The following is a 12,519-nucleotide window of genomic DNA, read 5'->3' on the forward strand; positions in this document are numbered from 1 at the left end:
CTGCTCGTGTCGACCAGTTGAATCGTCCCCATGACGCAGCGGCGGATCAGGATCGGCATCGACACCGGCGGCACCTTCACCGACGTGGTCGCCTTCGACGAGGACTCGGGCGAGCTCGTCACCACGAAGACGCCCAGCACGCCCGGCAACCCGGCCGACGGCTTCATCGCCGGCATCGAGAAGATCCTCGACATCGTCGGCGCCGAGGGGCGCGACATCAGTGCCGTCTCGCACGGCACGACCGTCGCCACCAACAAGCTGCTCGAGGGCAAGGTCGAGGCACTCGGCTTCATCACGACCGAGGGCTACGAGTTCATGCTCGAGATCGCCCGCCAGTCCGTGCCCGACGGCTACGGCAACTCCTACTTCTGGGTCAAGCCCGACCGGATCGTCCCGGCCGACCGGGTCCGCACCGTCGGCGGGCGCCTGGACTTCACCGGCGCCGAGATCCGGCCCTTCGACGAGGACGCCGCGGTCGCGGCCGCCCGGTGGTTCCGCGACCAGGGGATCTCCACGATCGGTGTCTGCCTGCTCCACGCCTACGCCAACGACGAGCACGAGCTGCGGATGCGCGAGATCCTCCGCCGCGAGCACCCCGACGCGGTCGTGTCCATCTCGAGCGAGGTGCTGCGCGAGTACCGCGAGTACGAGCGCTCCATGACGACGCTCGTCGATGCGGCCGTGAAGCCCAACGTGAGCCGCTACGTCACCAACATCTCCGACCGGCTGGTCAGCTTCACCGGCAGCGCCATCCCGTTCTACGTGATGAAGTCCAACGGCGGCGTGCTGTCGGCCGACGAGGTCGTCCACCAGCCGATCACCACCGTGTTGTCCGGACCGGCCGCGGGCGCGCTCGGTGCCGCGCTGATCGCCAAGGTCGCCGGCTTCCCGAAGATCCTCACCTGCGATGGGGGAGGAACCTCGACCGACGTCTCCGTCGTCCTCGACGGCGAGCCGACCCTCACCACCGAGGGCACGGTCGGCGCCTACCCGAGCAAGATCCCGATGATCGACGTGGTCACCGTGGGCGCGGGCGGGGGCTCCATCGCCTGGCTCTCGCCCGAGGGCACGCTCAAGGTCGGCCCGCACTCGGCCGGCGCCGACCCGGGCCCGCTCTGCTACGCCAAGGGCGGCACGCAGCCGACGATCACCGACGCCCACGTCACCCTGGGCCGGATCCCGCCCCACCTGCTCGGGGGCGAGATCCCGCTCGACGTCGACGCCGCGCGCGCGGGCATCGAGGACCTGGCCGGCAAGCTCGGCCTCGACTTCGAGCACTGCGCCACCGGCATCCTCGAGATCTCGGCGTGGAACCAGGCCAACGCCCTGCGCCAGGTCAGCGTCAAGCGGGGCCTGGACGTCCGCGACTTCATGCTCACCACGTTCGGCGGCTCCGGCTCGCTGCTGGCCTGCCGCCTCGTCGACATCCTCGACCTCGCCGGCGTGGTCGTGCCGCCCAACCCCGGCAACGTGAGCGCCTTCGGCCTGCTGACCGTCGACGTGAAGAACGACTACGTCCAGACCCACGTCGCCAAGCAGTCGGCCCTCGACCACGGCGTCGTCACCGGGATCTTCGACGACCTCACCGCGAAGGCTCGCGAGGCGCTGGCCAAGGAGGGCTTCGCCCCCGACGACCACCGCTTCCAGCGGACCATCGACGTGCGCTACGTCGGCCAGGCGTTCGAGGTGCGGGTCGCCGCCCCCGAGGGCGCGGTCGACGACGCCTACGTCGCGCAGGTCGCCGAGACCTTCCACGGCGAGCACCGCCAGCTCTACGGCTACGACTTCCGCGGCGACGCCACCCAGCAGGTGGAGTGGGTCAACCTCCGCGTGACCGGCATCGGCCCCATCACGCGTCCGGAGATCCAGACGCTCGGCACGGCCGACGGCGATGTCGAGCAGCGCGCCGTCCGCGGCACCCGCCCGGTCTGCTTCGACCCGGAGGTCGGCTACGTCGACACGCCCGTCATCTGGCGCCCGGACCTCGGGGCGGGCGACACCTTCGCCGGCCCCGTGATCGTCGAGGAGTTCGGCTCCACCATCCCCGTCCACCCCGGCTTCGAGGTCGTCGTCGACGACTGGGCCAACCTCGTGATCCGGAAGGAGTCGGCCCGATGAGCACCACGACCACCTCGACGACCGACGTCAGCACCCGCGCCGTCGACCCCGCCTACGTCACGGCCAGGCCGGTCAACCCGGCGGGCCTGCCCACGGCGTACGAGCACGGCGGCCGCCTCACGCCCGAGGGCACGAGCGTCGACCCGATCCTCGTCGAGATCGTCCAGGGCACCCTGGCGAGCGTCGAGATGGAGGTCGAGACGGCGATCGGACGCACGTCGCGCAGCCCGATGATCCGCGACGCGCACGACTTCCGTGCGGGCATCCACGACCGCCAGCTGCGCAAGCTCACGGGTCGCTCCTACAGCGCGCTCGTGCACCCGATCGTGCGCGACTACCCGATCGAGGAGATGCGCGAGGGCGACGTCTTCTTCCACAACGACGTCTACGAGTCCGAGGGCGGCATCGGCCACCTGCCCGACCTGTGCGTCACCGTGCCGGTCTTCCACGACGGCGAGGTGGTCGCCTTCGTGCAGGCCTTCGGCCACCACGACGACATCGGCGGCGCGGTGCCCGGCTCGATGCCCAGCAACGCGACGACCGTCTACGAGGAGGGGCTCGCCGTCCCGCCGATCAAGCTCTGGGACGCGGGCGTGCCCAACCGGTCGGCGCTGCGGATCATGACCCGCAACTCGCGCATGCCCGACAGCCTGGCCGCCGACCTCGACGCCGAGTGCTCCGCCTGCCTGATGGGAGCCCGCCGCCTCGGCGAGCTCTTCGAGCGCTACGGCCGCGACGCGATCGAGGCGTCGTTCGACGCGATCCTCGACGCCACGACCGAGACCTACCGTCGCGAGATCCTGTCCAAGATCCCCGACGGCACCTACGTCTGGGAGGACTACGCCGAGCACGACGGCGTCGACGACCCGCAGCTCCACACCCAGCGGATCACGCTGACCAAGGTGAGCGACGCCCCGGCCGACCCCGAGAACGGCCGTCCCGCCGGGCCCCGGCTGATCATCGACTTCACCGGCACCAGCGCGCAGGCCAAGGGCCCGATCAACCACTGCGGCGACTACGTCGGCGGCAACTTCCTCAAGAAGTGGCTCGCCCCCATCCTGCGCAACCTCGCCGACACCCCCGAGCGGATGGCCGAGCTCGACGTCAACGAGGGCATCGTGCCGCTCATCGAGATGCGCTTCCCCGAGAAGGGCACGCTCCTCACCCCGATCCACCCCGGGCCGACCAACGCCCGCACGTTCGTCATCCTGCGGCTCCTCGGCGTGCTCGCCGGCGTCGTGGCCAAGGCCGTCGACGGCAAGATGCCCGCCGACCAGGAGACCATCCGCTACACCGGTGTCTACGGCAAGGACCTCGACGGCAACGACTACCTCATGCGCGAGGTGCTCGGCGGGGGCTCCGGCGGCCGCTACTACGCCGACGGCGAGGACACCATCCACGTCGTCCCGGACTCGCGGAACCTGCCGACCGAGTTCACCGAGTCCCGCTTCCCGTTCATCGTCGAGCGCCTCGGCCTCGCCGTCGACTCCGGCGGCGCGGGGGAGTTCCGCGGCGGCCTCGGCTACGAGAAGCACATCCGGATGCTCAAGGACGCCCACTTCATGTCCATCGCCGACCGCTCGATCCTGGCCTGCTGGGGCGTGCGCGGCGGCAAGGCGGGCTCGCCCTTCGAGGTCGTCATCGACCCGGGCGGCCCCGACGAGCGCGAGGTCGACGCCCTCGCCGACGCCGAGGTCGTCAAGGCCGGCCAGGTGGTGCGCATCCGGACGACAGGTGGCGGCGGCTGGGGCGACCCGCTCGCCCGCGACCCCCGCAGCGTCGTGCGCGACGTGGTGTGGGGCAAGGTCTCGAGCGCCGCCGCGCTGCGCGACTACGGCGTGGTGCTCACCGGCTCGACCGAGACCGGCGACCTGGACTTCGACGCGGACGCGACCACCGCCGAGCGCGGCTCGCGTGCGGCCTGGAGCAAGGACGACGACCCGTTCTTCGACCGCGGTCCCGGCTACGCCAGCCTCGCGGACGGCGCGCCGTCCGCCGAGGTCGACCGGGTCTGACGGGGGCGACGACGGTGCGGGTCGCGGTGCTGGGAGGGCACGGCAAGACCGGCCGCGCCGTCGTCGGGGGTCTCGCCGCTCGGGGCACGGAGGCACTGCCGCTCGGCCGAGCCGACTGGCCCCGGCTGACGAGGACCGTGCGCGGGTGCGATGCGGCGTACGTCATCGCGCCCAACCTCCACCCCGACGAGCCGTCGTACGTCGCGGAGGCCCTCGCCGCGCTGTCGGAGGCGGGGGTCGGCCGGGTGGTCTACCACTCGGTGGCCTCGCCCTACGCCCCGGCGATGCCGCACCACCTCGGCAAGGCCGCGAGCGAGGACCTCGTCCGACGCTCCGGCCTCGACTGGACGATCCTCCAGCCGGGGGCGTACCTGCAGAACCTCGACCTCACCGGCCCGGTCGACGTGCCCTACTCCCTCGACGCGCGCTTCGGCTTCCTCGACCTGGCCGACCTCGGACGGGCCGCAGCGGCGGTGCTGACGCAGCCCGGCCACGTCGGAGCGACGTACGAGCTGGCCTCCCGCGCCGCCTCGGTGCGCGAGCTGGCCGACGAGGCGGGGGTACCCTCCCGTCGCGTCGACGACCCGCAGGTCCACCCGTGGCTGTCCGCGATGTTCGCCTACTACGACGACCACGGGCTGCCGGTCGGCACGCGCGTGCTCGACGTGCTGCTGGGGCGCAGCTAGCCGAGGAAGGCGACCAGCGCGATGACGCCGAGGACGAGCAGCAGGGCCGGCAGCAGGACGGGCAGGTCGCTGGTGTCGATGATCTTCGGGCGCTGGTAGTCCTCGCCGTACTTCTCGAGCCGTCGTCTGCTGGTCATGGGAACCCCCGTCGCGTCGCGTGCCGCCACGATAGGCGAGCGGTGCGATGATCGGCGGATGACCGGTCCCGGGACGTACGCCGAGATCGGCGAGGCCGCGTGGCGGTGGGTGCTCGACCAGGTGCGCTGGGACGACCACGGCCCGTGGATCCCGGTCTCCGTGCCGCACGAGGGCGCCGCGCCTGAGGACGACCGCGACGGGATGCACAGCGGGATCGGCGGCCTGGCGCACGTGCTGGCCGAGGTCCGCGAGGCGCGCGCGTGGACCGGTGAGGAGGAGCGGCTCGCGGAGGGCATCGCCGCGCGGATCCGCGGCAACCTCGCCACCACGACGGTGTACTCCTACTTCGACGGCCTCGTCAGCGACCTCGGCGTCCTGTCGGCGCTGCGGGTCGACGGGTCGGCCGAGGCCGTCGCCCGGCTGGCCGCGCTCGCGACCGACGACGGGTGGGAGCAGCCGTGGCTCGAGTCACCGCCGTACGCCCCGCACGCCCGGATCAACGACGCCACCCTCGGCACCGCCGGCAACCTCCTCGGCGCCGTGTGGGCCCGCCGCGCCGGCACGCCGGGCGCCGAGGCACTGGCCCAGCGCGCGGCCGACCTGCTCCTCGCGGAGGGCGAGCCCACGCGGGCGGGCACCGACTGGCCGTTCGTGCCGCGCCGCTTCACACGGGACCTCGCACCCGAGCGCCGCGACCGGCAGATGCCCAACTGGTCGCACGGACTCGCCGGCATCGCCGCCTCGCTCGCCGTCGCCGGCGCAGAGCTCGGGCGTGCCGACCTGGTCGCGGCGGCCCGGAGCGGCGCCGAGCACCTCGTCACGCTGGGGGACACGCGCGACGGGGGGTTCGTCGTGCCCCACTTCATCCCCGCGCTCGAGGGCCACGACGAGGTGACCTACACCTGGTGCCACGGTCCCGTGGGCACGTCGCTGCTCTTCACCGCGCTGGAGCGCGCGGGCGTCGACGAGGTGGCGGGGGAGTCGCCCGCCCAGTGGCAGCGGCGCTGCCTGCACAGCCTGCGCACCTCCGGCATCCCCGAGCGCCTGCGCCCGGGATTCTGGGACAACGACGGCCGGTGCTGCGGGACCGCCGGGGTCGGCGACGTGGTCCTCGACGCCTGGCAGCTGCGCGGGGTGGAGGACGACCTCGTGTTCGCGCAGGTGCTCGGCGACGCCCTGCTCGAGCGTGCCGTGGTCGAGGGGACAGGGGCGTACTGGCGCTTCACCGAGCACCGCGACGCGGACCCGCTCCTCCCGCCCGGCGTCGGCTGGATGCAGGGCGCCGCGGGCATCGCGGCCTACCTCCTGCGCCTGGGTCGTGTGCTCCGCGACGGGCGTACGGCCCCCGCGGTCGCGCGCCTCGACACCTGGTGGAACCTCCCCTGAGACCGCGCTACGAGGTGAGCGCGTCCGGGTCCAGGTCGGCGCTGACCACCTCGAAGTGGTCGGCGTGGAGGTCCTTGTCGACCAGCAGGTCGTCGTCGCCGGGGTAGAACCTGGCCACCTCCGGGTCGTCGCCGGCGAAGGCCCGGATCGCGTCCATCGACTCCCACAGGGACACGGTGGTGACCTCGACGAGACCGTCCCGGTCGCGTCGCAGCACGTAGGCCCCGCGGTTGCCGGGTGTCTCGCGGTACTCACGCACGCCGGTGCCGGCCTGGTGCTCGAGGTACCGGTCCGCGTCCTCGGGCCGGACGGCGCCTCGCCACGTGCGCATGATCATGGGTCCTCCTCGTGGTGGTCAGGGCTCGATCAGGCCGGCCCGGATGGCGTACCTGGTCAGCTCGACGCGGTCGCGCATGCCGAGCTTGCCGAGGATGTTCGCGCGGTGCCCCTCGACGGTCTTCAGCGCGATGTGGAGGTCGCGGGCGATCTCGCGTGACGACCGACCCTCGGCGATGAGCTTGATGACCTGGTCCTCCCGCGCGGTGAGCACCGAGGCCGGCACCCGCTCGCCGCGGCGCAGGCGGTCGAGGTAGTCGCGCACCAGCGTGCTCTCCGCGCCGGGGTAGAGGAACGTCTCGCCGCGCATCGCGGCCCGGCACGCGCCGACGAGGTCCTCGTCGGCGACGGACTTGAGGACGTAGCCGCTGGCGCCGGCCTTGAGCGCGCCGAAGAAGTACTGCTCGTTGTCGTGCATGGACAGCATGAGGATCCGGGGCGGGTTGCGCCGCTGCGCGATCTCCGCCGCCGCCTGGAGGCCGGTCATCCGGGGCATCGCGATGTCGAGCACGACGAGGTCGACCTCGGTGTCGCGGACCCGCTCCACGGCCTCGACCCCGTCGGCGGCCTCCGCGACGACGGTGAGGTCGGGCTCCTGCTCGAGGATGAGGCGGACCCCGCGGCGCACGAGGGTGTGGTCGTCGGCGAGCAGGATCCGGATCGGCCGGCTCATGCGGCGCCGTCCACGGGCACCTTGAGGCGCACGGTCGTGCCGTGCCGCGGCTGGCTGATCACCGACAGCTCCGCGCGGACCAGCGCGGCGCGCTCGCGCATCCCCATCAACCCGGAACCCTCGTCCAGGCCGGCGAAGCCGCGCCCGTCGTCACGTACCTCGAGGACCACCGACTCGCCCAGCCGCTGCAGCGACAGCTCGACCTCGGCGGCGTCGGCATGGCGCGCCGCGTTGGTGAGGGCCTCCTGTGCGACCCGGTAGACGACCACCTCCGCCTCGGGGGTGAGGGTGGGCAGTCCGGGCGCGAACGAACGGCGTACGGACGCCTGGCTGTGGTCGGCGAACTCGGTCGCCAGTGCGGCGAGCGCGCTCGCCAGACCGAGGTCCTCGAGCACCCCCGGGCGCAGCCGGCGGGCCACCCGGCGTACGTCGTCGAGTCCCGCGCGGGCGCTCTCGCGCACGGCCGCCAGCTCGGGCACCAGCCCGGGTGGCGCCTGGTTCTCCACCTGCTTGAGCCCGAGCAGCACGACGGTCAGGCTCTGGCCCACCTCGTCGTGGAGCTCCTGGGCGATGCGGTGGCGCTCCGCCTCCTGCGCGGCGAGGGCCCGGGCGTCACCGGCGCGGCGCTCCTCCGCGAGGCGCAGCAGCAGCCCGTTGACGCCCTCGGCGATGCCGCGCACCGCCCCCGACCCCTCCTCGGGCAGGTGGGTCGGCTCGAGGTGCTCGATGCCCTCGAGCCGGGAGATCAGCCGCTGCAGCGGGGCGAGGGCCCACCGCAGGAGCAGGGCGTTGGTCCCCAGCATCAGCAGCAGCCCCAGCCCGACGACCACGACCTCCGACGGCACCGGGTCGGCGGACACGCGCGCGGGGGAGAGCACCAGCGCCAGCGCGCCCACCACGAAGACGACGCCGTTGATCAGGCAGATCGTCCAGAAGAGGGGGAGGTGCTGGGGCAACCGCATGGGTCCAGCCTCCCACCCCCGGGTGCCGGGGCCGCGGTCCCCAGATGGGGTCCGGCCCCCATGTCGTGCGCCGGGGCGCCGCCGAAGACTGGTGGCATGCCGCCCCCGGACGAGAACACCACCGTCGACCCGACCGGTGCGTCGTGGGTCGTCTGGCTGGTCATCGTCGGCCCGAGCCTGATCTTCGCGACCTTCGTGTGCCTGCGCCGCGTCGGTCCCGGCGAGCTCGTGGCGGTCGTGCGACGGGGGCGCGTCGTGCGGTCGCGACGCAACGGGCTCATCGCCCGGTGGCCCGTCCTCGAGCGGTTCGAGCCCCTCCCGACCGGCAGCCGGGTGCTGCCGCTCGTCGTGCGCTCGCGCACCCGTGACGGCGTCGACGTGATCGCCCTCGCGGACCTGACGATCGAGGTGCACGACGTCGAGCCGGGTACGCCGCACGTCCCGCTCGCGGAAACCGTCCGGGTCGCGGAGGACACGGTGGCCGGTGCGGTCGGGCAGCTGGAGGTGTGCACGCTCGTGGACGACCTCGAGGCGCTCGAGTCGCGCTGGCCCGACCAGGTCACCCGGCTGCTGCCGCGCGGCACCGAGGCCACCGCCCTGGCCGTCACCGAGGTCGAGGCCCGGCTCACCGGTGGTGCCGCATGAGCGAGACGCCCTACCTCCTCGAGGTCGCCGTGTCGGTGGCCCTCGTCGCCGCCGCCATCGGCTTCGCGATCGGGCTGGCGATCGGCCGCGGCCGGCAGCCGCGCTGGCAGGAGAAGGGCAGCTTCGTGCACAAGGTGTCGATCGGCTTCGCCACGCTCGACCGGCTCGACGCGGTGCTGCTGCGGTTCGAGGTCGAGCCGGCGTCGCGCCTGCGCGGCGTCGAGGTCGGCGAGCTCCGGCTGCCGGCGGGGTCGGCCGTGGCCATCCTCGCGCGCGGCAAGGAGGTGATCGTCCCCCAGGACCGCAGCGTGCTGCGCGCCGGTGACCAGGTCCTCGTCGTCGCCGCGCTCGGCCAGGTGACCGAGGTCGAGGAACGCCTGCGCGCCGTCAGCCGTTACGGCCGGCTCGCGAGCTGGGCCGAGGACATGGACGGGGAGTCCGGCTCCGCCCGTGCGTTCGGCGTGCGGCGGGCGAAGGTCGGCACGGCGTGATCCTCACCTCGGCCGCGCTCGCGGTCTTCATCGTCGCCTACGCCCTCATCGCGACCGAGCGCGTCCACCGTGTGGCCGCCGCCCTCGGTGGTGTCGCGGGCATGGTCGTGATCGGGCTCGTCGACGCGGAGACGGCGTTCTTCCACGAGCACACCGGCGTGGACTGGAACGTCATCTTCCTGCTCTTCGGGATGATGATCATCGTCGGCGTGCTCAAGCAGACCGGGCTCTTCGAGTTCCTGGCGCTGTGGGCCGCGCAGAAGTCCGGTGGTCGTCCCTACAAGCTGCTCGTGCTGCTGATCCTCATCACGGCGGCGGTCTCGCCGATCCTCGACAACGTCACCTGCGTGCTGCTCGTCGCCCCCGTGACGCTCTCGGTCTGCCGCAGGCTCGGCCTGCCACCCGCGCCGTACCTCATCTCCCTGATCCTCGCCTCCAACATCGGCGGGATGTCGACCCTCATCGGCGACCCGCCCAACATCATCATCGGCAGCCGGGCGGGCCTGAGCTTCACCGACTTCCTGGTCCACTCCCTGCCGCTGACCATCATCCTGCTCGTCCTGTTCGTCGTGATGGCGCGGTGGCTGTTCCGCAAGGACATGCGCCACGAGGTCGACGTGCACGGCCTCGACGACCTGCGCCCGACGGACGCGCTGACCAACGTCCGGATGCTGCGCAAGTGCCTGGTCGTGCTGGTCCTGGTGATGATCGCCTTCGGTCTGCACACGGTGCTGCACCTCGACCCGTCGGTCGTGGCGATGATGGGAGCCGGCCTGATGGTGCTCGTGTCGCGCACCGAGCCCGAGGAGTTCCTCGAGGAGGTCGAGTGGGACACCCTCGCGTTCTTCATGGCGCTCTTCGTGCTCGTCGGCGCGCTCGTCCAGGTCGGCGTCATCGGCGCGATCAGCGAGTGGGCGGCCGAGGCCATGGGCGGGCGGGAGCTGCTCGGCGCCACCGCGCTGCTCTTCGGCTCCGGCATCATCGGCGCCTTCGTCGACAACATCCCCTACACGACGGCGACCGTGCCGGTCGTGGAGGAGATGGTGGCCAGCACGGCGACCTCGGGGGCCGACAGCCCGCTGTGGTGGGCCTTCGTCTTCGGCGCCGACCTCGGCGGCAACGCGACGGCCGTCGCCGCGGGCGCCAACGTCGTGGTGCTCGGCATCGCGGCCAAGGCGGGGGAGCCGATCAGCTTCTGGGGCTTCACCAAGTACGGCGTCGTCGTGACGGTGATGACGCTGCTCGTGGCGTGGCTGTACGTCTACCTGCGCTACTTCGCCCTCGCCTGACCTGCGGTAGACAGTCCCCATGCGCACGCTCGTCACCGGCGGCACCCGCGGCATCGGCGCGGCCGTCGCCCTCCGCCTCGCCACCGACGGGCACGACCTCGTGCTCGGCTACGCCCGCGACGACGAGGCTGCCGCGCGGGCAGCAGAGGCGTGCCGCCGCCGGGGGGTCGCCTGCACGACCGTCCGGGCCGACCTCATGACCGACGCCGGCGTCGACGAGCTCTTCGCCGCCACCGGCGACCTGACCGGTGTCGTCAACAACGCCGGGGCGACGCTCCACATCGGCCCCCTCGCCGAGACCCCGCCCGACGTCGTACGCAGGACGGTCGACCTCAACCTCACCTCGGCGCTCCTGGTCGCGCGGGCCGCGGTCCTCGCCATGGGCCGCTCCCACGGTGGTGCCGGGGGCGTCCTGGTCAACATCAGCTCGGGCGCCGCCACGCTGGGCTCGCCGGGGGAGTACGTCCAGTACGCCGCCGCGAAGGCCGGCGTCGACGCGCTCACCACCGGCCTCGCCCAGGAGGTCGCCCGCGAAGGCGTGCGCGTGGTCGGCGTGGCACCCGGGATCATCGACACGACCATCCACGCCGACGCGGGCGAGCCCGGCCGGGTCGAGCGGGTGGGCCCGCTCGTGCCGCTCGGGCGTGCCGGCACTCCCGAGGAGGTCGCCGGCGCGGTCGCGTGGCTGCTGTCGGACGAGGCGTCGTACGTCACCGGCACGACGCTGCGCGTCGCGGGCGGTCGCTAGCGCGCGATCGACAACACCTGCCCGCTGCAGGCCATCAGCCTGACAACAATTGCCGGTGGGACGGGTGCCGTGGGTCACTACGGTGAGCGCATGAGGGTCCTGCTCGCGCTCGGCGGCAACGCCATGACGAACGCCGACGGTCGTGCGCGACCGGAGGACCAGATCTCGGCCGCGCAGGTCGCGATGGCCGCGGTCGCCGGCCTGCTCGAGCACGACCACGACGTGGTCGTCACCCACGGCAACGGCCCCCAGGTGGGCAACCTGCTCGTCAAGAACGAGCTGGCCGCGGGCGTCGTCCCGCCCGTGCCCCTCGACTGGTGCGGCGCCCAGACCCAGGCCACCCTCGGCTTCGTCCTGATGGACGCGCTCGACGGTGAGCTCGCCGCGCGCGGCATCGACCGGCGCAGCGCCGCCCTGGTCACCCGCACCCTCGTCGACGCCGACGACGCGGGCTTCGTCCGCCCCACCAAGCCCATCGGCCGTCACCTGCCGGAGGCCGAGGCCAGGGTGCTCGTCGGCCACGGCGAGACCTGGGAGGACCGCGGCGAGAAGGGCTGGCGCCGGGTCGTCGCCTCGCCCGAGCCGCGCGAGATCCTCGACGCCCCCGCCGTGCTCGCGCTCATCGAGGCCGGCTTCGTGGTGGTCGCCAACGGCGGTGGCGGGATCCCGCACGTACGCCGTCCCGACGGCTCCCTCGCCGGCGTCGAGGCGGTCATCGACAAGGACCTCGGGGCCGCCCTGCTCGCGCAGACCACCCGCGCCGACGTGCTCGTCGTCGCCACCGACGTCCCCCACGCCGTGATCCGCTGGGGGCAGCCCGACGCCGAGCCCCTCGGCCGCGTCACCGTCGAGGAGCTGCGACGCCACGCCGCCGACGGCCACTTCGCCTCCGGGTCGATGGGCCCCAAGGTCGACGCGGTCTGCCGCTTCGTCGAGGCCACCGGCGGCACCGGCGTCATCACGAGCCTCGACCAGATCACCGCCGCCGTCGCAGGCGACGCCGGCACCGTCGTCGTACCCCAGTAAGTCACC

At 72.9% G+C, this 12,519-nt stretch carries 13 protein-coding genes; 9 read left to right on the plus strand and 4 right to left on the minus strand.

Annotated elements, in window-relative coordinates:
* Window positions 1-30 precede the first annotated feature (30 nt).
* The 3 genes from F4692_RS13290 to F4692_RS13300 are packed head-to-tail and all read left to right on the plus strand — an operon-like array spanning window position 31 to window position 4,819.
* Window positions 31-2,118, plus strand: coding sequence for a hydantoinase/oxoprolinase family protein (locus F4692_RS13290; RefSeq protein ID WP_179620090.1), 2,088 nt, complete (start codon window positions 31-33; stop codon window positions 2,116-2,118).
* Complete coding sequence (locus F4692_RS13295) at window positions 2,115-4,133, plus strand: hydantoinase B/oxoprolinase family protein (protein WP_179620091.1); 2,019 nt, start codon at window positions 2,115-2,117, stop codon at window positions 4,131-4,133. The genes F4692_RS13290 and F4692_RS13295 overlap by 4 nt, the downstream gene beginning before the upstream one ends.
* Before the next feature lie 14 nt (window positions 4,134-4,147).
* Window positions 4,148-4,819 (plus strand): SDR family oxidoreductase, encoded by a 672-nt coding sequence (locus F4692_RS13300; RefSeq protein WP_218858414.1) that lies wholly within the window; start codon window positions 4,148-4,150, stop codon window positions 4,817-4,819.
* On the opposite strand, the gene F4692_RS13305 is transcribed toward F4692_RS13300, so the two are convergent.
* A complete protein-coding gene (locus F4692_RS13305; protein ID WP_179620092.1) occupies window positions 4,816-4,956 on the minus strand; it encodes a hypothetical protein in 141 nt (46 codons plus the stop codon). The two genes, F4692_RS13300 and F4692_RS13305, sit on opposite strands and share 4 nt — an antisense overlap.
* Before the next feature lie 58 nt (window positions 4,957-5,014).
* On the opposite strand from F4692_RS13305, the gene F4692_RS13310 reads away from it, so the two are divergent.
* The gene (locus F4692_RS13310; RefSeq protein ID WP_179620093.1) at window positions 5,015-6,343 is read left to right on the plus strand and encodes a lanthionine synthetase LanC family protein; all 1,329 of its coding nucleotides are present in this window, start codon (window positions 5,015-5,017) and stop codon (window positions 6,341-6,343) included.
* A 7-nt stretch (window positions 6,344-6,350) separates the two neighbouring features.
* Here the strand turns inward: F4692_RS13310 and F4692_RS13315 are convergent, their stop codons facing one another.
* From F4692_RS13315 to F4692_RS13325, 3 genes are read right to left on the minus strand one after another with little or no spacing between them, the layout of a single operon-like run.
* Window positions 6,351-6,680: an antibiotic biosynthesis monooxygenase family protein gene (locus F4692_RS13315; protein ID WP_179620094.1), complete on the minus strand. Its 330-nt coding sequence runs from the start codon at window positions 6,678-6,680 to the stop codon at window positions 6,351-6,353.
* Between the two features lie 18 nt (window positions 6,681-6,698).
* Window positions 6,699-7,352 carry a response regulator gene (locus tag F4692_RS13320; RefSeq protein WP_179620095.1) on the minus strand — a complete coding sequence of 218 codons (654 nt, stop codon included), beginning with the start codon at window positions 7,350-7,352 and terminating at the stop codon, window positions 6,699-6,701.
* Complete coding sequence (locus tag F4692_RS13325; RefSeq protein ID WP_179620096.1) at window positions 7,349-8,314, minus strand: sensor histidine kinase; 966 nt, start codon at window positions 8,312-8,314, stop codon at window positions 7,349-7,351. The genes F4692_RS13320 and F4692_RS13325 overlap by 4 nt, the downstream gene beginning before the upstream one ends.
* A gap of 96 nt (window positions 8,315-8,410) precedes the next feature.
* Here F4692_RS13325 and F4692_RS13330 point away from each other — a divergent pair, with 96 nt between their 5' ends.
* From F4692_RS13330 to F4692_RS13350, 5 genes are all read left to right on the plus strand, one after another.
* Window positions 8,411-8,959: an SPFH domain-containing protein gene (locus tag F4692_RS13330; protein ID WP_179620097.1), complete on the plus strand. Its 549-nt coding sequence runs from the start codon at window positions 8,411-8,413 to the stop codon at window positions 8,957-8,959.
* Window positions 8,956-9,450 (plus strand): TrkA C-terminal domain-containing protein, encoded by a 495-nt coding sequence (locus F4692_RS13335; RefSeq protein WP_179620098.1) that lies wholly within the window; start codon window positions 8,956-8,958, stop codon window positions 9,448-9,450. Before F4692_RS13330 ends, F4692_RS13335 begins: the two co-directional genes overlap by 4 nt.
* Window positions 9,447-10,739 carry an ArsB/NhaD family transporter gene (locus F4692_RS13340; protein WP_308645297.1) on the plus strand — a complete coding sequence of 431 codons (1,293 nt, stop codon included), beginning with the start codon at window positions 9,447-9,449 and terminating at the stop codon, window positions 10,737-10,739. The genes F4692_RS13335 and F4692_RS13340 overlap by 4 nt, the downstream gene beginning before the upstream one ends.
* Before the next feature lie 19 nt (window positions 10,740-10,758).
* On the plus strand, window positions 10,759-11,487 hold the full coding sequence (locus tag F4692_RS13345; protein WP_179620099.1) for an SDR family oxidoreductase: 729 nt from the start codon (window positions 10,759-10,761) through the stop codon (window positions 11,485-11,487).
* Window positions 11,488-11,577: 90 nt separating this feature from the next.
* The gene (locus F4692_RS13350) at window positions 11,578-12,513 is read left to right on the plus strand and encodes a carbamate kinase (RefSeq protein ID WP_179620100.1); all 936 of its coding nucleotides are present in this window, start codon (window positions 11,578-11,580) and stop codon (window positions 12,511-12,513) included.
* Window positions 12,514-12,519: the final 6 nt, after the last annotated feature.

Source organism: Nocardioides cavernae (assembly GCF_013410035.1).
In the GTDB taxonomy this organism is placed as follows: domain Bacteria; phylum Actinomycetota; class Actinomycetes; order Propionibacteriales; family Nocardioidaceae; genus Nocardioides; species Nocardioides cavernae_A.